Annotated in this window: 26 protein-coding genes; 14 read left to right on the plus strand and 12 right to left on the minus strand. The window is 64.0% G+C overall.

The window, feature by feature from the left end:
• Positions 1 to 46: 46 nt before the first annotated feature.
• The 3 genes from QUV21_RS15925 to QUV21_RS15935 form a co-directional block, all read right to left on the minus strand.
• The gene (locus tag QUV21_RS15925) at positions 47 to 1603 is read right to left on the minus strand and encodes a trimethylamine methyltransferase family protein (protein WP_300856247.1); all 1557 of its coding nucleotides are present in this window, start codon (positions 1601 to 1603) and stop codon (positions 47 to 49) included.
• A gap of 104 nt (positions 1604 to 1707) precedes the next feature.
• On the minus strand, positions 1708 to 2400 hold the full coding sequence (locus QUV21_RS15930; RefSeq protein ID WP_300856248.1) for an HAD family hydrolase: 693 nt from the start codon (positions 2398 to 2400) through the stop codon (positions 1708 to 1710).
• Positions 2401 to 2467: 67 nt separating this feature from the next.
• A complete protein-coding gene (locus QUV21_RS15935) occupies positions 2468 to 2746 on the minus strand; it encodes a DUF3572 family protein (protein ID WP_300856249.1) in 279 nt (92 codons plus the stop codon).
• Positions 2747 to 2881: 135 nt separating this feature from the next.
• Here QUV21_RS15935 and QUV21_RS15940 point away from each other — a divergent pair, with 135 nt between their 5' ends.
• Positions 2882 to 4267: a diguanylate cyclase gene (locus QUV21_RS15940; protein ID WP_300856250.1), complete on the plus strand. Its 1386-nt coding sequence runs from the start codon at positions 2882 to 2884 to the stop codon at positions 4265 to 4267.
• An 18-nt stretch (positions 4268 to 4285) separates the two neighbouring features.
• Here QUV21_RS15940 and QUV21_RS15945 read toward each other — a convergent pair whose 3' ends face one another.
• The 4 genes from QUV21_RS15945 to QUV21_RS15960 are packed head-to-tail and all read right to left on the minus strand — an operon-like array spanning position 4286 to position 6332.
• Positions 4286 to 4801, minus strand: a complete 516-nt coding sequence (locus tag QUV21_RS15945; protein WP_300856251.1) for a periplasmic heavy metal sensor — start codon at positions 4799 to 4801, stop codon at positions 4286 to 4288.
• A 4-nt stretch (positions 4802 to 4805) separates the two neighbouring features.
• On the minus strand, positions 4806 to 5153 hold the full coding sequence (locus tag QUV21_RS15950; protein ID WP_300856252.1) for a dihydroorotate dehydrogenase: 348 nt from the start codon (positions 5151 to 5153) through the stop codon (positions 4806 to 4808).
• Complete coding sequence (locus QUV21_RS15955; protein ID WP_300856253.1) at positions 5143 to 5751, minus strand: RNA polymerase sigma factor; 609 nt, start codon at positions 5749 to 5751, stop codon at positions 5143 to 5145. Before QUV21_RS15955 ends, QUV21_RS15950 begins: the two co-directional genes overlap by 11 nt.
• Positions 5752 to 5792: 41 nt before the next feature.
• Positions 5793 to 6332: an EF-hand domain-containing protein gene (locus QUV21_RS15960; protein WP_300856254.1), complete on the minus strand. Its 540-nt coding sequence runs from the start codon at positions 6330 to 6332 to the stop codon at positions 5793 to 5795.
• A gap of 208 nt (positions 6333 to 6540) precedes the next feature.
• Between QUV21_RS15960 and QUV21_RS15965 the strand changes: the two genes are divergently transcribed.
• Complete coding sequence (locus tag QUV21_RS15965; RefSeq protein WP_300856400.1) at positions 6541 to 6966, plus strand: DUF983 domain-containing protein; 426 nt, start codon at positions 6541 to 6543, stop codon at positions 6964 to 6966.
• The gene (locus QUV21_RS15970) at positions 6959 to 7567 is read left to right on the plus strand and encodes an NUDIX hydrolase (RefSeq protein ID WP_300856255.1); all 609 of its coding nucleotides are present in this window, start codon (positions 6959 to 6961) and stop codon (positions 7565 to 7567) included. Before QUV21_RS15965 ends, QUV21_RS15970 begins: the two co-directional genes overlap by 8 nt.
• Here the strand turns inward: QUV21_RS15970 and QUV21_RS15975 are convergent.
• Positions 7487 to 8497, minus strand: coding sequence for a fatty acid desaturase (locus tag QUV21_RS15975; RefSeq protein WP_300856256.1), 1011 nt, complete (start codon positions 8495 to 8497; stop codon positions 7487 to 7489). The genes QUV21_RS15970 and QUV21_RS15975 overlap by 81 nt on opposite strands.
• Positions 8498 to 8605: 108 nt before the next feature.
• On the opposite strand from QUV21_RS15975, the gene QUV21_RS15980 reads away from it, so the two are divergent.
• Positions 8606 to 9463: a helix-turn-helix transcriptional regulator gene (locus tag QUV21_RS15980; protein ID WP_300856257.1), complete on the plus strand. Its 858-nt coding sequence runs from the start codon at positions 8606 to 8608 to the stop codon at positions 9461 to 9463.
• Between the two features lie 19 nt (positions 9464 to 9482).
• Here QUV21_RS15980 and QUV21_RS15985 read toward each other — a convergent pair whose 3' ends face one another.
• Genes QUV21_RS15985 through QUV21_RS15995 form a run of 3 tightly spaced genes read right to left on the minus strand, consistent with a single transcriptional unit; the run spans position 9483 to position 11620 of the window.
• Positions 9483 to 9974 (minus strand): lipocalin family protein, encoded by a 492-nt coding sequence (locus tag QUV21_RS15985; protein ID WP_300856258.1) that lies wholly within the window; start codon positions 9972 to 9974, stop codon positions 9483 to 9485.
• Positions 9971 to 10522 carry a hypothetical protein gene (locus tag QUV21_RS15990; RefSeq protein ID WP_300856260.1) on the minus strand — a complete coding sequence of 184 codons (552 nt, stop codon included), beginning with the start codon at positions 10520 to 10522 and terminating at the stop codon, positions 9971 to 9973. The genes QUV21_RS15985 and QUV21_RS15990 overlap by 4 nt, the downstream gene beginning before the upstream one ends.
• A 57-nt stretch (positions 10523 to 10579) precedes the next feature.
• Entirely contained in the window at positions 10580 to 11620 is a 1041-nt protein-coding gene (locus QUV21_RS15995; protein WP_300856401.1) for an aldo/keto reductase, read from the minus strand.
• Positions 11621 to 11799: 179 nt separating this feature from the next.
• Between QUV21_RS15995 and QUV21_RS16000 the strand changes: the two genes are divergently transcribed.
• From QUV21_RS16000 to QUV21_RS16010, 3 genes are all read left to right on the plus strand, one after another.
• The gene (locus QUV21_RS16000; RefSeq protein WP_366908198.1) at positions 11800 to 12381 is read left to right on the plus strand and encodes a hypothetical protein; all 582 of its coding nucleotides are present in this window, start codon (positions 11800 to 11802) and stop codon (positions 12379 to 12381) included.
• 133 nt (positions 12382 to 12514) lie between these two features.
• Positions 12515 to 14233: a methionine--tRNA ligase gene (gene metG / locus QUV21_RS16005; RefSeq protein WP_300856263.1), complete on the plus strand. Its 1719-nt coding sequence runs from the start codon at positions 12515 to 12517 to the stop codon at positions 14231 to 14233.
• A 237-nt stretch (positions 14234 to 14470) separates the two neighbouring features.
• A complete protein-coding gene (locus QUV21_RS16010; RefSeq protein WP_300856264.1) occupies positions 14471 to 14629 on the plus strand; it encodes a hypothetical protein in 159 nt (52 codons plus the stop codon).
• Between the two features lie 75 nt (positions 14630 to 14704).
• On the opposite strand, the gene katG is transcribed toward QUV21_RS16010, so the two are convergent.
• A complete protein-coding gene (gene katG, locus QUV21_RS16015) occupies positions 14705 to 16873 on the minus strand; it encodes a catalase/peroxidase HPI (protein WP_300856265.1) in 2169 nt (722 codons plus the stop codon).
• A 163-nt stretch (positions 16874 to 17036) separates the two neighbouring features.
• Between katG and QUV21_RS16020 the strand changes: the two genes are divergently transcribed.
• From QUV21_RS16020 to phnE (QUV21_RS16050), 7 genes are all read left to right on the plus strand, one after another.
• Positions 17037 to 17954, plus strand: coding sequence for a hydrogen peroxide-inducible genes activator (locus QUV21_RS16020; protein WP_300856266.1), 918 nt, complete (start codon positions 17037 to 17039; stop codon positions 17952 to 17954).
• Between the two features lie 64 nt (positions 17955 to 18018).
• A complete protein-coding gene (locus QUV21_RS16025) occupies positions 18019 to 18363 on the plus strand; it encodes a hypothetical protein (RefSeq protein WP_300856267.1) in 345 nt (114 codons plus the stop codon).
• A 225-nt stretch (positions 18364 to 18588) separates the two neighbouring features.
• The gene (locus tag QUV21_RS16030) at positions 18589 to 19074 is read left to right on the plus strand and encodes a copper chaperone PCu(A)C (protein WP_300856268.1); all 486 of its coding nucleotides are present in this window, start codon (positions 18589 to 18591) and stop codon (positions 19072 to 19074) included.
• 187 nt (positions 19075 to 19261) lie between these two features.
• Positions 19262 to 20080 (plus strand): phosphonate ABC transporter ATP-binding protein, encoded by an 819-nt coding sequence (gene phnC, locus QUV21_RS16035; protein ID WP_300856269.1) that lies wholly within the window; start codon positions 19262 to 19264, stop codon positions 20078 to 20080.
• A gap of 32 nt (positions 20081 to 20112) precedes the next feature.
• Positions 20113 to 21009, plus strand: a complete 897-nt coding sequence (gene phnD, locus QUV21_RS16040; RefSeq protein ID WP_300856270.1) for a phosphonate ABC transporter substrate-binding protein — start codon at positions 20113 to 20115, stop codon at positions 21007 to 21009.
• A gap of 62 nt (positions 21010 to 21071) precedes the next feature.
• A complete protein-coding gene (phnE, locus tag QUV21_RS16045; protein WP_300856271.1) occupies positions 21072 to 21950 on the plus strand; it encodes a phosphonate ABC transporter, permease protein PhnE in 879 nt (292 codons plus the stop codon).
• 3 nt (positions 21951 to 21953) lie between these two features.
• Complete coding sequence (phnE, locus tag QUV21_RS16050; protein ID WP_300856273.1) at positions 21954 to 23276, plus strand: phosphonate ABC transporter, permease protein PhnE; 1323 nt, start codon at positions 21954 to 21956, stop codon at positions 23274 to 23276.
• The last annotated feature ends 180 nt before the right edge of the window (positions 23277 to 23456 follow it).

A 23456-nucleotide genomic window follows, 5' to 3' on the forward strand; every position in this document is an offset into this window, starting at 1 on the left:
TGCAGAAGGCTGCGCGCGCCCAGCCGGATTGTCGCGAAAGGCGCGGTCAGAAATCCGTGGGCGCGCCACCTTCCTGTTTGCGCTTGGCCACGAAGCGGCGCAGCTCTTCCTGATGGTCGCCGTTCATGGCCGGGGCCTCGAACTCCGCGATGATCTGTTTGTAGATCCGGTGCGCGCGTTCCTGCGTCCAGACCCCGCCGTCGATCTGCCATGCCTCATAGTTGCGCCAGTCCGAACAGATCGGCGCGTAGAAGGCCTGCTGATAGCGGTCCTGGGTGTGCTGGACGCCAAAGTAATGCCCGTTCGGCCCCACCTCCTTGATCGTGTCGAAGGCAAGGTCGTCTTCGGTGGTGGCGAAGGTGGCTTCTTCGAAATAGCGCTGGATCATCTGCAGGACTTCGCAATCCATGATGAACTTTTCCGGGCTGGCGATCAGCCCGCCTTCAAGCCAGCCTGCCGCGTGATAGACCATGTTGGTCCCCGACTGGACAGCCGACCAAAGCGAGTTCGAGGTTTCCCACATCGCCTGTCCATCCGGCACGTTGGCCGCACAGACGCCGCTGGCGCGCATCGGCACGCCGTAAAACCGCACCAGTTGCCCGGTCATCTGCGTGGCGCGCATGTATTCGGGTGTCCCGAAGGCAGGTGCGCCGGATTTCATGTCGACGTTTGAGGTGAAGGTGCCGATTGCCACCGGGCAGCCGGGGTTGATGTATTGCAGCAGCACGACCGCCGCCAGCGCCTCGGCGATCGACAGGGCGACCGCGCCCGACATCGTCACCGGGGCCATCGCCCCAGCCAGCGTGAAGGGCGTCACCACGACCGGTTGCCCGCGTCGCGCCATTCGCATGGCACCGTCCAGCATCGGAAAGTCATGCTTCAGGGGCGAAACCGAGTTGATGTTGGTATACATCCGCGGCTTGGCCTGAAACTCTTCTTCCGTCAGCCCACCCGCGATGCGGACCATTTCCATCACGTCTTCGACCCGCTCTACGCCCAGCGAATAGGCGTGGACGACCTTGTCGGTCAGGGTCAGCTTTTCATACAGGCAGTCGAGGTGGCGGACCGAAGGGTGGATGTCGATCGGTTCGACCGGATAGCCGCCCGCCACATGGATGCAGTTGAAATACTGCGTCAGCTTCATGAATTCCCTGAACGTCTCGAAGTCGCCTGACCGTTTGCCCCGCTCCATATCCCAGGCGTTTGGCGGCGATGAGACGTTGACGAAGACCATGTGCTTGCCGCCCATGATGATTTCGCGGTCCGGGTTGCGCGGGGTGATGGTGAAGGTTGACGGCGCGCGGGCCACCATTTCCATCACGAAATCCTCGTCCATGCGGACGTTGGTGCCGTTCACGATGCAACCGGCCTGTTTCAGGATTGCCGCCGCCTCGGGGTTCAGAAACTCGATCCCGATGTCACGCAGGATGCGCATTGCGGTCTTGTGGACGCGCTGCACACCGTCGGCGTCCAGGGGTTCTGTGGGCCGGTCGGGGTTGACCGGAATGCGCCAGGGCATCTGGTCGATCACCGCCGTGCCGGCACGAACCTGCATGCCCGCCCGCCCGCCAGCGCGCTTTCTTCGGGTTGGCTCTTCGGTCATCGTCGCTCTCCGTTGTGCTTGAAGCGAAGATGACGGATGCAGTCGGAAAATGGACACCGTAGCAGCGACGCAAAAGCGTCGTTTTCATGCCATCGGCCTTATACTCAGCTGCGCAGACCGACCAGCCAGCCGGGAATGGCCCCGATATCGGCCAGAACCACATCGGCATGCGGGGCCAGATCGGCGGCTTTGGCAACCCCGGTCAGCACCGCGATGGTCCGCATCCCGGCGGCCCTTCCCGCCTCCAGATCGTGCCGGCTGTCGCCCACCATTGCGACCCGCGCCGGGTCAAGGCCAAGTGTTGCGGCAAAGGCAAGGCACATGCCGGGGCCGGGCTTTGCGCCATGGCCGGAATCATAGCCCGCGATGAAGTCGAAGCAATCGGTGATCCCGTGTGCGGCCAGATGCTGGCGCGCGGGGGCTTCGCTGTCATTGGTGGCAACACCAAGCTTGAGACCCGCAGCCCGAAAGCCGGACAGAAGCGGTCGAAGCGGCACCGCCTCGGACATCGGTGCAGCACCCGCGGTTTCATCAATCCGGGCCGTCAGGGCTGCGACCGACTGCCCCGGAAGATGGGGTGCCAGAGCTGCCGCGATGTCGGCGGCTGTGGCGGCGATCACCGGGCTGTCAGGGGCGAAGGCAAGACTTTCGGCGTCAAAGCCGATGGCACGGCCCAGCCGGTCGGCGTGGCCCGGATCTTCCGCGACCGAGGACAGAAACCCCGCCGCCCAGCGACCCCAACTGATGCGGAAGTCGAACAGCGTTCCATCCTTGTCGAAAAGCAGTCCGTCGATCATGTCTTGGCAATCCTTGAGGTTGCGGGCTTGGAGTTTGCCCAGAAAATGGGGGGCTGGGATCCGGGGTTCAAGTCCAGTGGACGGGTGCGCCCCCCGGCAGGGCGGCGCGGGCCGCCAAAGGCGCAGTATAGGGCAGGGCATGCTGGTCACAGAAAGCGATGACCCAGTGATCGTCCATCATCAGGAAATCGAGAATCGCCCCCTGAAAGTCAACATCCCCGGCGCGATCCCGCAGATCTCCGATGCTCGCGCCGGTTGCGTTAAGGAATGTCGGGAACAACTCGTCATCCGCTGCAAGCCAAGCCAAAGCCTGAAGCGCGAGGACATGAGCGGATTCTTGCTGCATTTCTTGGGTTTCCTGCGCTTCTGCCGTCTGATCCTCCCGGCAATATGACGATTGGCAGGAATTCGGAAAGGATTTCTTAACCAACTCGGTAACACACTGTTCAGCATCCCGGTCCTGGGTTGATGAAGGCGAAAGATGAACGGTCGGATCCTCATTGTTGACGACGTGGCGACAAACCGGATCGTTTATCGGGCGCGTCTGTCGGCAGCCTTTTACGAGCCGGTCATGGTCAATGATGGCGCAAGCTGTCTTGCCGTGGCGCAGTCGCATGCGGACCAGCGGCCTGATCTTATCTTGCTGGATCTCAGCCTGCCCGACATGCCGGGTCAGGAAGTGCTGCGCCGTTTGCGGGCCGATCCGCGAAGCCGCGATATCCCGGTGATCGTGCTGACCGCAGCGCAGGATCCGGGCGCGCGGCTGGCGGCCTTTGCGGCGGGCGCGGATGATGTGATCGTCAAACCGGCGGCGGACCGGCTGTTGCTGGCTCGGGTCCGCAACCTGTTGCGGGCGCGCGTCGGGCTGGAATTCGCCGCCGGCGGAGCGTTGCCGGTTACGGGGCTTTCTGAAGCGGCGGTTGCGTTCGAACCTTCTGGAACCGTTGCCGTCGTCTCACCGCAGCAGGATCTGGCCCGGCGGCTCACGCAGGATCTTTCCGAGCATTTGCGGGACCGCCTTGTGGTGCTGTCTCGTACCCAGGCCCTTGCCGAGGCGGCGGCTTCCGCCGGCCCGGATATCTTCATCGTTCAAGATGACGACAGCGATGATGCCGGGGCGCTGCATCTGCTTTCCGAATTGAAAAGTCATCAGGCGACGCATCATGCGGCGGTCTGCGTGCTGTCTCGCAGTTGCAAGGGCGATGCGGCGGCGATGGCCTTTGACCTTGGTGCCGATGATGTGGCGGGGCCGGGGGTGACGGCCACCGAACTTGCGGTGCGCCTGCGCAGCCTGCTGCGCCGCAAGCGCGCGGGTGACCGGCAACGCGCGCGGATGCAGGACAGCCTGCGGCTGGCGCTGGTCGACCCGCTGACCGGCCTTTACAATCGGCGCTATGCGGTGCCGCAACTGACGGCCATTGCCGCCCGCGCCGCAGAAACGGCAACCGATTTCGCGGTGATGGTGGTGGATCTGGACCGCTTCAAGTTGGTCAATGACCAGCATGGCCACGCTGCCGGCGATCAGGTGCTGGTGGAAGTGGCGCGCCGCTTGACGGCGAACATGCGCGATACGGATCTTCTGGCGCGGATCGGGGGCGAGGAATTCCTGGTCGTGTCGCCGGACAGCAGCATGGCAGACGCCCGCCGCGTGGCCGAAAGGTTGTGCCAGGCGGTCGACGAATACCCGGTCCACCTTGCCTCGGGGCAAGCGCTGAGCGTTACGGTGTCGATCGGGGTGGCTGTGTCGAACGGCCTTTCGGGCAGGGCGATGGCGATGGACGCGGTTGTGGAACAGGCGGATCTGGCACTGCTTGAGTCAAAGGTTGCCGGGCGCAATCAGGTGACCTTTCGGTCAAGCGCTGCCTAGCCCCCGTTTGCGGTGCCTTCAGTCTCGCTTGGTGCGGCGCAGGCCTTTCTCTAGCCGGTCGGCAAAGGCCAGCCGGTCGGCGTCTGACATCTGCGCGATCCGCGCCTCGATCAGGCCGCGACCCAGTTCCAGCCGCCCGGCGTTGCGAGCCTCGATGGCGGCAAGGGCCGACTGGACGGCGCCCGGGTCAAACGGGCTGGCGCGCAAGGCGTCAAGAAGGGCGGCGAATTCGGCCTGGGCGGCCTGACGCGTCTCGCGAAAGCCGGGGGCGCGGTCGATCAGGGACTTGCGCAGCGCGCGTCGGTCCTCAAGGCTCAGGGCCTCGCTGAACGGGCCAAAGGACAGATCCCGCGGCATCCCGCGGCTGGGTCCGTCCTTCAGCCAGGCACCGGCAACCATCCCGGCCACGGCAAGGTTCAGGGCGACCGAGATGGCAAGCGCAATCTTCAGCCCGCGCGCCGAAGGGGTCGGCGGCGTGGGAACTGGTGCCGTGGGGGGGGCAGGAGGCGTGGGGTCCGGCCTGGTGTCAGTCATGAGATCAGCCTTCCGTCATCAGAAAATCGGCCGAAGGAAAAAGGTCCAGCACCTCGGCCCCCGCTCCCAGCCCACCCGTCAGCAAGTCGGTTGTCGCCGGGCTGAAATAGCCAACGGCTACCCCCGCCATCGCCGCGCTCAACACACCGGCGACCACCGGCGCGCCACCGAACAGCGCGGCAAGCCGGGCCAGAAGTCCCACCGGAGCCGGTGCCGCCGGTGCCGCAATCCCTTCCGGCCTTGGTTGCAGGGCCATGGCATCCGCCAAAACCCGGTCCATCAAGCCATCCGACGGCCTTGGCGCCCGACTTGCGGCCATGGAGAGCAGCCCGTCCAGATCCTTATCCTGCATGTCCGTCATCCTCATATCCAAGTGCGCCACGCTGGCCTGAAAGAACCGCCGCAAGGGAGCGTTTGCCCCGCGCAGTCAGACTTTCCACGGCTTCGACCCCGATTTCCATTACCGCCGCGATCTCGGGGTTCGACAACCCTTCGATATGGCGCAGCACCACGGCCTGTCGCTGGCGGTCTGGCAGTTCGGCCAAGGCCGCCTCAAGTGCTGCGACCCGGTGGTTGTCCTGCAAGCGCTGGTCGGCGGTCGGGCCTCCGTCTGCCAGATCCGGCGCATCGTCCAGTGCCATCTGCCCCTTGCGCCGCCGCGACCTTTGCCGGTCGATGCAAAGGTTGGTGGCAACGCGGTAGGCCCAGGTCGTCACCTTTGTCTCACCCTGCCGCCACTCGGGCGCCATGCGCCAAAGCCGCAACATGGTTTCCTGTGCCACATCCTCGGCCTCGGCCCGGTCGCCAGCAAGCATCCGTGCCGCATAAGCCAGGACGCGCGGCGTGACCCTTTGGGTCAGCGCCAACGCCGCATGACGGTCTCCATTGGCATAGAGTACCATCAGCGCCTCATCCGAGGGTCCGGCTTCTGCGTCGTAGGCCATGGTCATACTCAGATGGGTCTACCCGTTCCTGTCCCTTCGGCAAAGGGTCAGTCGTTCCAGCCCCACATCGCGCCCTTGCGGTGCTTGCGCTGCTCGCCCATGCGTTTACCCATCCGTTCACCTGCCTCCTGCGCCTCGGCTTTCGAGATGGCGCCGTCGTTGTCAGTGTCGATCCGGGCAAAGCCGCGCTGGCCCGGGCCTGCGTCCATTTCTGCAAGCGACAGGCTGCCGTCGCCGTTGTTGTCACGGTTTTCGATCATGCGGGCGGTGCGTTCGGCCAGGGTCTCGCTGAAGCGGGCCAACTGGCGGGCGGCGAGTTCTTCGGCATCCAGCAACCCGTCGCCGTTTGCGTCGAACGCGGTGAACATCGCGGTGCGGTGTGCTTCAAGTTCGGCTTCGGTCAGTTTGCCGTCAGAATCGGTGTCGATGCCATCGAACATTTCCAGAAGCATGGCGCCCCGACCGTCTGGTCCGCCCGGTCCGCGTTGGCCCATTTCTGCCAAGGCCCCGGTGCCAGTCAATGCCCCCAGAAGTGCAAGGGTCGCGACGGTGACTTTCAGTTTCGTGGCTTTCAGTTTCACAGACATCTTCTTCTCCTTCGCCGGGCCTCATGTCTGGCCCTTGTGAATGGTCAAACGCCGGGGCCACGGCTTTCCGTCGCAGATTTTTGCGACATCGGGACACAGGGTCGGCCTGCCCCCTGTTTTCTGGCCGGATGAAGGTCTATTGTCCCGGCTGGCGAAGAATTAGCCGCTTCGAATGCCATCTGAATGCGTCCAGCCGAAAGCCCAGCCGATGAGCCTTGCCGAACCGACCGAAGCCATCTCCAGCCTGCCCGATGACTTTGCAGAGGACCGTCCGCTGCGCCCGGCGCTGCTGCGCGGCTGGCGGCGGCGTTGCCCGAACTGCGGTGGCGGGCCGATGATGCGCGGCTTTCTGACGGTGCGTGACGCCTGCCCGGTCTGCGGCGAGGCGCTGCATCACCAGCGTGCTGATGATGGCCCGGCCTATATGACGATCCTGATTGTCGGTCATGTACTGGCCCCGGTGCTGCTGTTTGTCTATTCGAACTGGCGGCCGGAGCCATTGCCGATGGCCATTCTGTTCTCGGTCGGGACGGTGGCGCTTTCGTTGTATCTGCTGCCCCGGCTGAAAGGTGGGCTGGTGGCATTTCAGTGGGCCAAGCGGATGCATGGTTTCGGGGCTGCCCCGGATGTCTGAACCGATCCGCCCCGCCGCAACCGTGATCCTGTGGCGCGGGGGTGACGCTGGCCCCGAGGTGTTGATGGGCCAGCGCGGGGCAGGGGCGGTATTCATGCCGTCGAAATTCGTCTTTCCCGGCGGCGCGGTTGACCCCGAAGATCACGCGGCCCCGCTGGAGGGCCACTTGTCCGACCTTTGCGCCCGCCGTCTTGCCACCATGGCAGACCCGGACGCGCCGGCGCCGCAGGTTCTGGTTGCCGCCGCCCTGCGCGAGTTGGAGGAAGAAACCGGCCTTCGCCTTTTGCCCGCCACTTGCCCGGCGCTGCGGTTTGTCTTTCGCGCAATCACGCCCCCCGGGCGCAGCCGCCGCTTTGATGCGCGCTTCCTGCTGGCCGATGCCGCCTGTCTTGCCGGTGATCCGCAGGACTTCGCCGCCGCCTCGGGCGAGCTTGCGCATCTGCGCTGGCTGCCGCTGCCGGACGCGCGCGCGCTTGACCTGCCCTTCATCACCGAAGTCGTGCTGGCCGAAGTTTCGGCGTTAGTGACGGGCGGTGACCAGCCCGGCGTGCCGTTCTTCGACAATTCCGGCACCACCCCGCAATTCCGCCGCATCCTCTGAGACGGTCACAGCCCCCCCCTTGTTCACCGGAAAGATCGGGTGCGGCACGGGGTCTTTGGCGCGAAACAGGAACTGGCGGAAAATCTCCAGATAGTTGCGGTAAAGATAGCTGTCGTTGCGGCGCAGGTAATGGTCCCGGTTGCTGAAATAAAGATCTGGCAGTTGATACCACGCAACGCCGGGATGCATGTGGTGAACAACGTGGAAGTTGTTGTTCAGAAACAGCAATGACAGCGGCCCCCGGCTTTCGATCACCACGGTGCGCGCCCGTGCCGCCTCATGCGCGCGGTGTTCAAGGTAGGTGCGGATCTTCAAAAGGCTCCAGCCCAGATAGGCCGCCACCAGCCAGCCCCAGACCGGCATCGACCCGACCGCCGCCAGCCACCACAGGACCAGCGCCACCCCCGCGAGATGCAGCGCCCAGGCCAGCATGACACGCCGGTCGCCTTTCAGGATCAGCCGCAGATCGCCCGTGACCAGCGCCCAGCAGGAAATCGCCGGGCCAAGCACCATCCGCCCGGCAAGCGTGTTGTTGAACCGCAAGACCGACCGCATCGGTGCCGGCAGCCGCGCCCAGACGGCGGGGTCAAGATAGTTTGACTCCGGGTCGTCATAGGGGTCGGTCAGGGCCGGGTCGAAGTGGTGTTGCAGGTGCAGATCCTTGAAGCGCAGGTAGGGGACAAAGATCGTCAGACCGGGAAAGACCAGCGCCTCGGACAGGGTCTGGTGGTGGAACGGGTGGCCGTGCAAGACCTCATGCGTCAGCGACGAATATTGCCCGATCGCCAGCGCCGCGGCGATGATGGCAAGGGTCGGAGAGATCTGCCACAGCTGGGTGGTGGCCAGCGCCCAAAGGGCATAGGTCGCCGCGAACATGGCCAGAGTTGGCCATTCGATGACTTGGCGGTCGATCCGAAGGTTGGTCTGCAAGATGGTTCCCGATCCTGTAACGTCACCGTGACGCTATCAGCGGGTGCCTTGCGGCGGAATTCAGGATAATGTCAACGAAATCTCTCCCATGTTTTGTATAATGAACGCATGATGGAAAAAATCGACAAACGTGATCGCGCCCCGGTCTTTCGCGCCCGACTGGCCGAAGCCATGGTTGAACGCAAGGTCAGTCAGGCGGCGCTGGCGCGGTTGACGGGGGTGGACCGGTCCACGATCTCGGCGCTGTTGCAGCCGGGAACGCGGTTGCCGAATGCCCAGCTTGCCGCCGATTGCGCGCGGGCGCTTGGCATCAGCGCTGACTGGCTACTGGGCCTGTCGGGCCGCCCCGAACCGATTGCCGACCTCCTCGCCGCCTCGCTTTCGCTGACGGAAGCGCCGCGCGCGCTGATCGACGAACGGATTTTCGGCTGGCATCAGGAAGCGGCGGGCTACAAGATCCGCCATGTCCCGGCGACGCTGCCCGACATGCTGAAGACGCGGGCGGTCGTGGAATGGGAATATGCCCCGCAACTGGGCCGCACAGAAGAGCAGGCGATTGGCGCTTTCGAGGATCGGCTGAAATGGATGCGCGGCGCCGGGTCGGATTATGAGATTGCGTTGCCCCTGCATGAACTGACCGCCTTTGCCACTGGAACCGGCTATTACGAAGGCTTGGCCGCCGATCTGCGATTGCAGCAGTTGCAGCACCTGATGACGCTCTGTGACCAGCTCTACCCGTCGCTGCGGCTGTGCCTGTTTGATGCCCGGCGGCTGTTTTCTGCCCCGATCACCGTCTTCGGCCCGCTTCTGGCGGTGATCTATATGGGTCGGCACTATCTTGCCTTCCGCGATAGCGCGCGGGTGGAAACCATCACCCAGCATTTTGATTTTCTGGTGCGCGAGGCCGAGGTGGGCGCGCGGGACATGGTGGCCCATCTGCAAGGGCTGTGCGACCGGGTGCGGTGACGCGGCGCTTGGCTTTCCCTTAGAACGGGCGGAAGGCTGCCGGGGCGTAGCCGTTGAAATCAAGGATTTCGCGGGCGGCTGCCAGACGGTCGGGTGCCGCCGCGCCCCGGTCCAGCACAAAGCCGAAGCGGCCCGAGGGTGTCCCGATGGCAAGTGTCCGGTAGTCGGTGTCGACCCAGAGGATCCACCAATCCTCTTGCCCCGGCAACGCAAGGCGGCCCGGCCCGACTGGTTGGGCCAACCCCGATACCTTGCGCGCATTGCCGTTCAGGCACAGCACACCATCGACCGCAAGGCCGCCGCTGGCTGGGCGAAACTCTACCGTCCCGCTGCGGCAGGTGCCGGTTGGCGCAAGCTGATAGGTCGCAACCTGTTGCCAGCGTCCCTCGATCCGGGCGGGCATGAAGGCGGCGGCAGACCAGATCGGCGTCCCGGCGCTGCGAAACACGGCATCGCCCTTCGGGACCGCACCGACGCAGGCCGACAAGAGCAACGCAAGGGCAAGGATCACTCGATGCACAAGGTCACCCGCGCGCCATCGTCTTGCAGGATCTCATTGCAGCCCAGAAGCGGGTTGAACGGGGCGCAGGTGCCGGACCGGGCAAGGCAATGGCTTTCGCACTGGCTTTCCCGGCTGCATTGCTTGCCCGCATCCCGGGTCGGAAAGACGCAGGCGCGGAGCGAGCCCTTGCCGGCGGGGGACCAGTATCCGCCCTTCTTCTCGCAGGCCAGTTGCAGTTCCGACTTGGGCGGCGGGGCAATCCCGGCGGCAAGGTCTGCCTGTGGTGCGGCTTGCGTTTCGGCGGCGGCAGGTGCCGGGTCTGCCGGCGTTGGGGTGGCCTCCCCTTGGTCAGGGGCGGGCTCGGCTTCCGACAACTCTGTTGGTGAACCCGCAATCGGGGCTGCGTCCAGCACCGTAACCTCGATCGCGTCGCCGGTGATGGCGTTGGGCGTCACGCCATCGGCCGACCCAGCGCCCGCGCCCGGTGCGGCCAACTGGCACCCAGCAACCAGCACAGGCAGACAAATGGCAATGAAAAACCGGGTCAGGCGTGGCATCAGACACTCCGAAGGTTGGTCAGGAGTGCCTTGATCCGCACCCCGTCGCAAGCCCTGTCAGTAGGGCGCGGGAAAGGCCCGGTGGGTTTCCGCTATCTCGTCCAGCACCTCGGGTGCAAGGCTCAGCGAAACCGCACCGATGTTGGTGGCAAGCTGGTCCAGTGTGGTGGCCCCGATGATCGGGATCGTGTGGAACGGACGCGACAGGCAAAAGGCAATCGCCATCTGGCAGGGGTCAAGCCCATGGCGCCCGGCGATCCCCAGATAGGCCGCCACTGCCGGAAACACCTGCGGCGTGATCCTGCCGCCAAGGTCGGGCGTATGCATCCGCCGGGTGCCATCGGGTATCACGTCGCCCGCGTATTTGCCTGACAGAAGCCCCACGGCAAGCGGCGAAAACGCCAGAAGCGGCATGTCCTCGATCAGGCTGAACTCGGCCCAGTCGGTGTCGAACTGGCGGCAGAGAAGCGAGTATTCGTTCTGCACCGTCGCCATGCGCGGCAGGCCCAGTGTATCGGCCAGATGCAACCAGCGCGCCGCCCCCCAGACGCTTTCGTTGGACAGCCCGATGGCGCGGATCTTGCCTTCGGTGACCAATGCCTGCGCGGTGGTCAGCACATCGGTCATATGCGCGGTCTCATGCGCCTTGTCGGTGCCGGTCGGCGCATAGCGCCACATCTGGCGAAAGTGATAGCTGCCCCGGTTCGGCCAGTGCAGCTGGTAAAGGTCGATGTAATCCGTTCCCATCCGGCGCAACGATCCTTCCACCGCCGCGCGCATGGTGGCGCCGCTGATCGGCTGACCGGGGCGCACCATCTGGCCCTTGCCGGTGATCTTGGTCGCGATCTGCACCCGGTCGCGCCCGCCCCGCGCGGCCAGCCATGAGCCGATGATTTCTTCCGTCCGGCCCATCGTTTCGGCGCGGACGGGGTTGGTCGGATACATTTCGGCCGTGTCCCAGAAGGTCACGCCCCGTTCCAGCGCCATGTCGGCCTGCGCATGACCTTCGGCTTCGCTGTTCTGGGTTCCCCAGGTCATCGTGCCAAGGCAAAGTTCGGAAACCGTCAGGCCGGTCTTACCAAGGGTCAGGGTCTTCATCATGCCTCCGCCGCCATGCGGCAAATCTTTTGTGCTGCTCTGTGGTGCAAGCTAGGCCGGATCGCCGCCGGGGCAAAGGGTCACGCTTGAGAACGTAAAGCGAACGCGCTACTCTTTTCACTATGAGTCTGCCGATCCGGAATGACAGCGCCCGGCACCGGGACGCAGGGCAAACGCTTGTGGGCGATCTTGCCCTGCGGCGGGCGCGGCTGCATGAGTTGTGCGGTCCGGCACGGGTGATGCTGGCGGCGCTGGTCATGGCGAAATCCCGTGGCCCGGTGGTCTGGATCAGGCCCGGCTGGTGGCCCGAACGGCTGAACGCGGCGGGGCTGCAACCCCTGGCCAACCCCGCGCGGCTGCTGCTGGTCCGGGCTGACCGGGATGAGGCAGCCCTTTGGGCCGCGGAAGAGGCGCTGCGGTCCGGTGCTGTGCCGCTGGTCATCGCGGAAACCGCCGCCCCCCCCGGCCTGACCCCAATCCGCCGCCTGCATCTTGCCGCCGAAGCCGGGGCCGAGACCGCGCGGCGCGATGGTGGCACCGCGCCCTTGGGGCTGCTTCTGTTGCCGGGGCAGGGGGGGGCGCCGGGGGTGGAAAGCCGCTGGCATCTGACCCCTGCGCCGAGCCGCAGCCTGCTGTGGTCGGGCGGCGAGATCTGGACCCTGACCCGCCTGCGCGCCCGGCTGGCCCCGCCGGCCCGCTGGCACCTGACGCATGAGCCGCAAGGGACCGAGCGGCTGGAATCGATTGCCGCGCCCGACTAGATGGCAGTCTGCCCGCCGCTCACCCTGCGCTTGCAGAAGAATTTTCGTCGAAAATTCTTCGTCACCCCGCCGCTGGCCCTTTGTCGCGGCATCGGCTAAACCGACGCCGGACTCATGGACCAAAGGGGCGCACATGGCTCGGATTCTCATCACCTCCGCCATTCCCTATATCAACGGGATCAAGCACTTGGGCAACCTCGTGGGCAGCCAGCTGCCCGCTGACCTTTTCGCCCGCTTCAACCGGGCGATGGGGCATGAGGTGATGTTCATCTGCGCCACCGACGAACACGGCACCCCGGCTGAACTTGCCGCCGCCAAGGCTGGCAAGCCGGTTGAGGAATACTGCGCCGAAATGCACGCCGTTCAGGCCGAAATCGCGCGCGGATTTCGCCTCTCCTTCGATCATTTCGGCCGGTCCTCCAGCCAGAGGAACCACCGCCTGACCCAGCATTTCGCGGGCAAGCTGGCCGAGAATGGGTTGATCGAGGAGGTCAGCGAAAAGCAGGTCTATTCGATCGACGATGGCCGCTTCCTGCCTGACCGCTACATCACCGGCACCTGCCCGAATTGCGGCTATGAGGCCGCGCGCGGCGACCAGTGCGAAAACTGCACCAAGCAGCTTGACCCGACCGACCTGATCAACCCGCGTTCATCGATCAGCGGCTCCACCAATCTTGAGGTGCGCGAGACGAAGCACCTTTACCTGCGGCAGCGCAGCTTGCGCGACAAGCTGGAAGCCTGGATCGACAGCAAGCATGACTGGCCAATCCTCACCACCTCGATCGCCAAGAAATGGCTGAACGACGGTGACGGGTTGCAAGATCGCGGCATCACGCGTGATCTGCACTGGGGCATCCCGGTGAAAAAGGGCGACCAGCCGTGGCCGGGGATGGAAGGCAAGGTCTTCTACGTCTGGTTCGACGCCCCCATCGAATACATCGCCGGCACCGCCGAATGGGCCGATGCGAACGGGCTGGACGATGCTGCGTGGGAACGCTGGTGGCGCACCGACAAGGGCGCCCAAGACGTCACCTATTACCAGTTCATGGGCAAGGACAACGTCCCCTTCCACACCCTGTCGTTCCCAGCCACGATCCTTGGGTCGGGTGAGCCGTGGAAGCTGGTGGATTACCTCAAGTCCTTCAATTACCTCAATTATGACGGTGGCCAGTTCTCCACCAGCCAGGGCCGTGGCGTCTTCATGGATCAGGCCCTGTCGATCCTGCCCGCCGACTACTGGCGCTGGTGGCTTCTGTCGCATGCCCCCGAAAGCGCGGACAGCGAGTTTACCTGGGAGAATTTCCAGGTATCGGTGAACAAGGATCTTGCCGATGTGCTGGGCAACCTTGTCTCCCGCGTCACCAAGTTCGCCGTCTCGAAATTCGGCAATGATATCCCTGCCGGCGGCCAGTTCGGCCCGCTTGAAACCGCCCTCATCGCCGATCTTGGCGCAAGGATCACCGACTACACCGCCCATATGCAGGCGATGGAGGTTCGCAAGGCCGCCGCCGAATTGCGCGCCATCTGGGTGATTGGCAACGAATACCTGCAAGCCGCAGCGCCGTGGTCCGTGGTCAAGACCGACCCCGAACAGGCCGAGGCGATCATCCGCCTCGCGCTGAACCTGATCCGCGTCTACGCCATCCTCTCCGCCCCCTTCATCCCCGACGCCGCCGCGACGATGATGAAGGCGATGGGGTCCGATGACTGGGCCTGGCCGCATGACATCTCGGCTGCGATGCGCACGCTGCCGGCAGGCCACGCCTTCACCGTGCCGGAAAACCTGTTCCGCAAGATCACCGATGAAGAGCGTGCCGACTGGCAGGCCCGCTTTTCCGGTGTTCGCGCCTGAAGGTTCTTTCGCGGTCCGTCGGCCGCGTCGGGCCAGCGGTTGGCCCATCGCCGCGCTGCGGAAAAAATCCTTGCGCAGGCGCAGAAACGCCCGGATAGTGCGCGGATGTCCGCCTGTTTGATGGTTTGTAGGGAAGAAATTCCGCCTTTGGCACAATCTATGGAAATCACGCCACGCCCTCCGGTGGTATTGTCTGCGCATCGGACCCGAGTCGCTGCCATATGAGGAGAGCCCGAGATGCCCGAAGTTCTGCCTTCGCGCGCCAGATCCAGACGGACCTATGCCGCGATAGTAATGTTCCTTGTTGTCTATCTGGGTGTGCTGGTGCTGGTCTTTGCCCCACGGGACATGATCGCCGCCCAATCAGGTGCCGCCTTCTACGGCGCCGACAACTGAACCTGTAGCCCCATAAAATCAGAACGGCCCGGGCGAATAGCCCGGGCCGTGTCTTTTGCGTCACCGCAAGCCCGATCAGGCGCGCAGGTCGAAGCGGTCGGCGTCCATGACCTTTACCCATACATCGACAAAGTCGCAGACGAACTTGCCCGCGTTGTCGTCCTGCGCATAGACCTCGGCATAGGCCCGCAGGATCGAGTTGGACCCGAACACCAGATCCGCCCGCGTCGCCGTCCACTTCACGGCGCCGGTCTTGCGGTCGGTGAGTTCGTAAAGGTTTGTCCCCTTCGGCACCCACTTCAGGGCCATGTCCGTCAGCCCGGTGAAGAAGTCGGTCGTCAGCGCGCCAACCTTGTCGGTAAAGACGCCATGCGCCGTCCCGCCGTGGTTGGTGCCGATCACCCGCATCCCGCCCAGAAGGCAGGTCATCTCATGCGCTGTCAGGCCCATCAGCTGCGCGCGGTCAAGGAGGAGTTCCTCGGCGGTGACGGCATAGTCCTTCTTCATCCAGTTGCGGAACCCATCCGCCACCGGCTCCAACACTGAAAAGCTGTCAGCGTCGGTCTCGGCATCCGTCGCGTCGCCACGGCCCGGGTGGAACCGGACCGTCACGTCAAAGCCCGCAGCCTTGGCCGCGTGTTCAACGCCCACGTTCCCGGCCAGCACGATCACATCGGCCAGTGAGGCGCCTGCTGCCTTGGCAATCGGCTCCAGCACCGACAGGACGCGCGCCAGACGGGCGGGCTCGTTACCCTCCCAGTCCTTTTGCGGGGCCAGACGGATGCGCGCGCCATTCGCGCCGCCCCGGTTGTCCGACCCGCGGAAGGTGCGCGCCGAATCCCATGCCGTCGCCACCATGTCGGACACCGAAAGGCCCGATGCCGCGATCTTCGCCTTGACCGCCGCCACGTCCCAGCCGGTCGAACCCGCCGGAACCGGATCCTGCCAGACCAGATCTTCAGACGGCACCCAAGGCCCCAGATACCGGACCTTCGGCCCCATGTCGCGGTGGGTCAGCTTGAACCATGCCCGGGCGAAAGCGTCCGAAAACGCCGCCTGATCCTTGGCGAAGCGTTCCGAGATCTCGCGGTAGACCGGGTCCATCTTCATCGCCATGTCGGCGTCGGTCATCATCGGCATCACGCGGATCGTGGGGTCTTCCACGTCAACCGGCATGTCTTCTTCCTTGATGTTCACCGGCTCCCACTGGAACGCGCCGGCGGGGGATTTCTTCAGCTCCCAGTCGTAGTTCAGAAGAAGGTGGAAATAGCCGCCGTCCCATTTCGTCGGATGCGTGGTCCAGGCACCCTCAAGGCCCGAAGTGATCGTGTCACGACCGATGGAGCGGGTCGAATGGACGTTCCAGCCCAGACCCGCTTCCTCGATCCCGGCGCCTTCCGGTTCGGCCCCGATGAGTGCTGCATTGTTGTTGCCATGCGCCTTGCCGACGGTGTGGCCACCAGCGGTCAGCGCCACGGTTTCTTCGTCATCCATCGCCATCCGGGCGAAGGTTTCACGCACGTCATGCGCGGTCTTCAGCGGGTCGGGCTTGCCGTCAACGCCTTGCGGGTTAACGTAGATCAGCCCCATGACCACGGCGGCCAGCGGGTTTTCAAGGCTGGTCCGGTCTTCCTTGGTCGGATAGCGCTGGTCGGTCAGCCACTCCTTTTCCGACCCCCACCATGTATCCTTTTCGGGGTGCCAGATATCCTCGCGGCCAAAGGCGAAGCCATAGGTCTTCAGGCCCATGGATTCGTAAGCCACGGTTCCGGCCAGAACCATCAGGTCAGCCCAGGACAGGCGGTTGCCGTATTTCTTCTTCAGGGGCCACAACAGACGCCGCGCCTTGTCAAGGTTGGCGTTGTCCGGCCATGAGTTCAGCGGCGCAAAGCGGTGATTGCCTGTGCCGGCGCCGCCACGGCCATCGGCCATCCGGTAGGTGCCGGCCGCGTGCCACGACATGCGGATGAAAAGCCCGCCGTAATGGCCCCAGTCCGCCGGCCACCAATCCTGGCTGTCGGTCATCAGGGCGATCAGGTCACGCTTCACCGCGTCAAAGTCCAGCTTCTTCACCTCTTCGCGGTAGTTGAACCCGGTCAGCGGGTTCACCTTGGTGTCATGCTGGTGCAGGATGTCGAGGTTCAGCGACTTCGGCCACCAATCCATCACCGTGGTCCCGGTTTCGGTGATTGCGCCGTGCATCACCGGGCATTTTCCCGACCGTCCAACGTCATTGCCGTCCATCTTGCTCTCCTCGTATGGCTTGGTGCCAGGCACAGATATGAAGCCGAGAGCCTACCCGAAAGGGTTTGCCGCCGACTCGCCAGGTCTCATCATGCCCGATGGATAGCACTGACATTCGATAAAGGGAATTTTCATTTTCCAATCGTAATGATAAGTATTGCAAATGACTCAGTTGACCATGAAGCACCTGCGCTATTTCGAGGCACTTGCCCGCAATCGCCATTTCGGTCGTGCTGCCGAGGCTTCGTCAATCTCGCAACCGGCGCTGTCGTTGCAGATCAAGGAGCTTGAGACCATCCTCGGCGCCCCGCTTGTGGAACGCGGCCCGCGTCAGATCCGGCTGACCGCGCTGGGCGAGGATTTTGCGCTGCGGGCCAGGGCTGTCTTGCGTTCTGTAGACGAGTTGGCTGCCCTTGCCCGCGCGTCTACCGGGCCGTTGGTCGGCCAGTTGCGGCTTGGGATCATCCCCACGGTTGCGCCCTATTTCCTGCCGCAACTTCTACATCGCCTGTCGCGCGATTTCCCCGGTCTCGACCTGCGCCCGAGAGAGGCGGTTACCCAGCGGCTTCTGCGTGATCTGGCCGAAGGCAGGCTGGACCTTGCGCTTGTGGCATTGCCGGTCTCAGAACCCTCGCTGGTGGAATACCCCCTGTTCGAGGAAGAGTTCCTTCTGGTCCGCCCGATTGCGCAGGCAGATGCCGTGGTGCCTCGGCTGGAGGATCTGTCTGCCCTGCCATTGCTACTGCTGGAAGAGGGGCATTGTTTCCGCGATCAGGCCATCGCGGCCTGCAAGTTGCCCCGCGCACCGGCGGGTGAGATCATGGAAGGCTCGTCGTTGTCCACGTTGGTCCAGATGGTCGGCGCCGGGATCGGGGTGACGTTGATCCCGGAAATGGCGGCCAAGGTAGAGGCGCGTTCGGCACCGGTGGCGGTTCAGCGGCTTGCGGTGCCACGCCCGGGCCGCAGCATCGGTCTTGTCTGGCGGCGGACGAACCCGCTGGCCGACAGGCTTGCCGATCTAGCCTGCGCGCTTGCCGATCACGACCCGATGTCGCAGGCCGATGCGCCCAAGCGCAGTTGACCACGCCAACACTTTGCGGCATTCCCTGCCCATGCTTATGCGGGTTTTGTCAGGTCTGCGGAAGATGGCGCTTCTGGCCCTACTCACGGTCGCCTTGACCGCGACCGGCTTTGCGCATCGCATGCCTGCCGTGACTGATCAGGCTCAGGCCGAGGCGGTAGCCTTCTTGCTGGCCAACGGTGGCGGCATTGCCGATATCTGCGGCAACGGATTTCCCGGCAGCGAAACCAAGACCCCCAGCTGCCTTGCCTGTCAGATTGCCGGAACGGCCGATCTTCCTGCGCCGGCACAGGGGCTGATTGATGCTGACCTTGCCTTCATTGCCCGGGTAGTAGCACCCCGTGAAAGCCGCGCCCTTCTGCGCGTGCTGGACGTGGCGAATACCCCACAGGGTCCGCCGGTCGCCTGACCGGCGGCGCAGACACTCTCGCTGCCTTTCCGTGCCATTCCACAGACCCCCGGTCTGCGGTCATCGCTGCGCATACTCAAAGGCATCCCCATGTTCACCGATACCCAAGCTCAGACTCGCCTTTGTTGCGCCCGGCGTCGGCACGTCGTTGACGGGCCGAACCCCCGCCCTTTCCGGCACCTTGCCGGCAGGGGCCTTTTCCTCACCATGACAAGGAACTCCCTCATGAAACGTATCCTCGCCCTTGTGGCATCGCTTTTCCTTACCGTGCCGGCTTTTGCACATGACTTCACCGCGGGGAATTTGCGGATCATCCACCCCCACATTCCCCAGCCCTTTGCCAGCGCCAAGGCCGCCGGGGGCTTCATGGCCATCGTCAACAATGGCACCGAGCCCGATCGTCTGATTGGCGTGGAAAGTGATATCGCGATGAAATCCGACGTCCACGAAAGCAAGGTCGACGCCAACGGTGTCGGCACCATGGAACACGTCGATTTCATCGAGATTCCGCCGGGCGGCACGGTCAGTCTGGAACATGGCGGCTATCACATCATGTTTATGGGCCTGAAAGGAACCCTGACCGAAGGCGAGACGCACAAGGGTGTCTTGATCTTTGAACGTGCGGGCCGGGTAGAGATCGATTTCAGCATCGATCCGCCGACAGGTCAGGGCAGCACGGGGCAGATGGATCATTCCACGATGGACCATTGATCTACCGATCATAGAAACGGGGGGCGGGATGCACATCGCATGCAGGCCCCCCGTTCATGAATGCGGACCACCTTGTCGATGCGCCCTTGCCTGATCCGGGCAACCCGTCACGGAACCTTCATCAGGCTGCGAAACTTGTGTCATGAACGCCCGCTAATGCTCCCCCAGCAAAACGGGGGTTGTCGGCATGCTTCAGGTTCAGACTGTGACGCGGATGTTCGGGCAAAAGGCCGCTGTCGACGCAGTCAGCTTTACCGTGGACGGCCCCGCCTTCGTCGGCATCATCGGTCGGTCCGGTGCCGGGAAGTCCACTTTTCTGCGCCTGATGAACCGGCTGATCGATGCCACCTCGGGCGAGATCCTTGTCGATGGCCGCAATGTGCTTGCCCTCAAAGGCACCGAGGCCCGCGCCTGGCAAAGCCAGTGCGCGATGATCTTCCAGCAGTTCAATCTGGTGCCACGGATGGATGTGGCCTCGAACGTTCTGCACGGCATCCTGAACCGCCGCTCCACGCTTCAGACCATGTTCAACCTCTGGCCCCGTGCCGACATTCTGCGTGCGCTGGATATCCTTGACCGTCTTGGCATCGTCGAACAGGCCCCGAAGCGGGCCGAGGCGCTGTCGGGTGGTCAGCAGCAGCGCGTCGCCATCGCCCGGGCGCTGATGCAGGATCCCAGGATCATTCTGGCCGATGAGCCCATCGCCTCGCTTGACCCGATGAATGCGCAGGTGGTGATGGACACGCTCAAGCGGATCAACGTCGAAGACGGCCGCATGATCATTGCCAACCTCCACACCCTTGATACCGCGCGCCGCTATTGCGACCGGGTGATCGGGATGCGCGACGGCCGCATCGTTTTTGACGGCACGCCCGATCAGCTTTCCACCTCTGTCGCGCGCGACATCTACGGCGCCGACGAGACCTTCAACGAGGCCGCCACCTCGACCTCGATCCCGACCGACACCGCAGCCGACCGGTCCTATGCGGACCTCATGCTGTCGTGACCCGTCATTGTCTGCCAACCCACGGAGATACCATGCAAAAGCTGCTGACTGCTACCGCACTGACCGCCATCCTTGCCAGCTCTGCCACGGCGCAGGAGCTGACCGGTTTCAACATCGGCATCCTTGGCGGCGAAAACGCCCAGGACCGGATGACCAACCTCGAATGCTTCCGCGCCAAGGTGGAAGCCGAGCTTGGCGTGCCGACCAAGCTTTTCACCCCCGCCGACTATGACGGCGTGATCCAGGGCCTGCTCGGCGGCTCGCTCGACTTCGCCTGGCTGGGTGCCTCGGCCTATGCCAAGACCTACCTCACCAACCCCGAAGCCGTGGACGTGATGCTGACCAAGCAGAACACCGACGGCACCACCGGCTACTATGCCATCGGCTTTGCCAAGGCTGACAGCGGCATCACGTCGATGGACGACGCCAAGGGCAAGACCTTCGCCTTTGCCGATCCGAACTCCACCTCCGGCTACCTTGTCCCCGGTGCCGAACTGCGCGAGGCCTATGGCACGCTGGAAGACTATTTCGCCGAGGTGAAGATGTCCGGTGGCCACGAACAATCCATCGTCGGCGTGGCCAACGGTGACTTCGATGCCGCCGTCGCCTGGGCCGATGGTCTTGGTAACTGGGAAGACGGCTTCTCCTCGGGCGCGTTCCGCAAGGCAGCCGACTCGGGCCTTGTCGACATGACCACGCTGACGGAAATCTGGCGCTCGAAGCTGATCCCCGAAGGCCCGATGGTTGCCCGCAAGACCCTGCCGCAGGACGCCAAGGACAAGATGTTCGCCATGCTCGACACCATGTGGGAAACCGATCCGGAATGCGCCTATGCCGTCGCCGCCGGTGAGGCACAGGACTTCGTTCCGATCAGCCACGAGGATTACCTGGGCATCATCGCCGCCCGCAAGCTGCAAGAAGGCATGTAAGATTTCAATGACGTGCCGCCGGGCCTCAGAGATGAGGCCCGGCGTATTCTTTCGGGGGACACATGGTCGATATCGCTTTCGGACCAGAAAGGGGCAAGCGCCCTGATCTGGCAAACAACCGCGAAGCCTACATGGAAATGGTCCGCCGCAAGCGGATGTATGGCGGGCTCTTGCTTGTCATATTCGTGGCCCTCATGGCCTCGGGCTGGATGCTGGCCGATGACCGCAATGCTGGCGGCTTCTGGCAGGGCCTGCATCAGGTGTTCGAATTCCCCTCGGAAGTCTTCGCCGAGGCTTGGCAGAAAAGCGCCAACCTGCCCGCGCTGTTCTGGAAACACCTTCCGGCGCTGATCGAGACGCTCAACATCGCCGCCGTCGCCACCCTGATCGGCGCGCTTGCCGCCATGGCCTTGTCTCTGCTTGCCACCCGCGGCCTGGCCCGCTGGCCCCGGATGATCCCGGTCTTTCGCCGCACGATGGACGCCCTGCGCGCCGTGCCGGAAATCGTGATCGCACTGGTGCTGATCTACATCCTCGGCGGTGGCCCGGTCCCCGCCGTCATCGCCATCGCGCTTCATACCGGGGGCGCCTTGGGCAAGCTGTTCTCCGAGGTCGCCGAGAATGCCGACCTGAAGCCGGTCGAGGGTCTGGCCTCGGTCGGCGCCAACTGGTCGCAGCGGATGTGGCTGGGGGTGATCCCGCAGGTGGCCCCCAACTGGCTGAGCTATGCGCTCCTCCGGTTCGAAATCAACGTCCGCGCTTCGGCCATTCTGGGCTTCGTCGGCGAAGGCGGTATTGGCCATGATCTGAAGCTGGCGATGCAATGGGGCCAGGGACGATACGATCAGGTGGTGGCGATCTTCCTTCTCCTCTTTCTCGCCATTGTCGCCATCGACCGCGTTTCCGACCACTACCGCCACAAGCTGGTAAAGGGGCATTAAGCCATGACCGCCACACTCGCCCCCACACTGGCCGATACCGTCACCCGCGGCTTTGCCCGCAAGCGCCGCATGGCCTTCGCCATCCCGGCCGCGATCCTTGCCTATCTGGTCTACGCCGCGATCAGCTTTGACGTGGCCAGCCTTGTCCAGCGCGCCCGCTTCGACAATGCCGCGATCCTTCTGTCGGACTTCTGGTCGCACAAGACCCATGTCACCCGCGACAACCGCACAGGCAAGCTGACCGTCGCGATCGAGGGCGAATCGAAAGGCACCTATCCGCCCGGGATGCTGCCCGACTGGGTGAGCGTTTCAGGCAATGTCACGACCATCGACCTTGGGACCGGGCATGTCGTGACCTATGACGACGCCGGCGCCAGGATGGTCGTGCCGGGCTACGGCACCATCGACATTCGCCCGGACGGTGACAAACCCGTCCTGACTGCGCCCGAACCGATCCCCGACTGGATTGCGGTCGCTGAAAACCGGATCGGCGTCACCACCCCGGCAGGCCGCTTCACCTACACCCGTTCCAAGGTTGAGACCTTCCGCTATCAGGCTGGGTGGGAATTGTGGTTCTTCACACTCGACAGCCCGTTCTACGGCAAGGGCTTTGGAGAACTGGTTGCACTCACCACCACCGGGGACCGGATCGATCCGTTGCGCTCCAACCTTGGTTACATGGTCAGCGAGTTCTGGACCAACCGCATGTGGCGGCATGGCGATGTGGTCTGGGCAATCTTCGAGACCATCCTGATGGCCTTCCTTGGCACCATGGCCGCCGCGATCGTCGCGCTGCCCCTGTCCTTCCTTGCAGCGCGCAACTTCATGCCGCTTGGCCCCCTTCGCTTTGCCGCGCGCCGGGTCTTCGACTTCATCCGCGGCGTGGATGGTCTGATCTGGACCATCATCCTTTCGCGTGCCTTCGGCCCTGGGCCGATGACCGGTGCCATTGCCATTGCCATCACCGACACCGGCACCTTCGGCAAGACCTTCTCCGAGGCGCTGGAAAACATCGACGAGAAGCAGGTCGAGGGCGTCCGGTCCACCGGAGCGAACGGCCTTTTGCGCGCCCGCTTCGGGGTCATCCCGCAGATCACGCCGGTCCTCCTTAGTCAGGTGCTTTACTACCTTGAGTCCAACACCCGCAGCGCCACCGTGATCGGGGCCATCGTCGGCGGCGGAATCGGCCTGCTGCTGACGCAGGCGATCATCACGCAGAAGGATTGGGAAGAGGTCGCCTATTACATGGTCCTGATCATCCTGATGGTCATGCTGATGGACAGCCTGTCCGGCTGGCTCCGCAAGAAACTGATCAAGGGAGAATAGTGCGTGGCATAGGACGGCGTCGCCAAGGTTTGTGCGGCGCATCCTGCCCCCCTGCTCCTTTCCGAGATACTCCCCGTGGGTCTGTTGGCAGGATGGTCCCCGGCGTTGAAAGGCGACCGCGCCCAGATCACCTCGCCCAGATCGCCGCGCCCAGATCGCCGCGCCCGGGCGGCCAGACCA

Source organism: Tabrizicola sp. (genome assembly GCF_030373185.1).
Lineage (GTDB): Bacteria > Pseudomonadota > Alphaproteobacteria > Rhodobacterales > Rhodobacteraceae > Tabrizicola.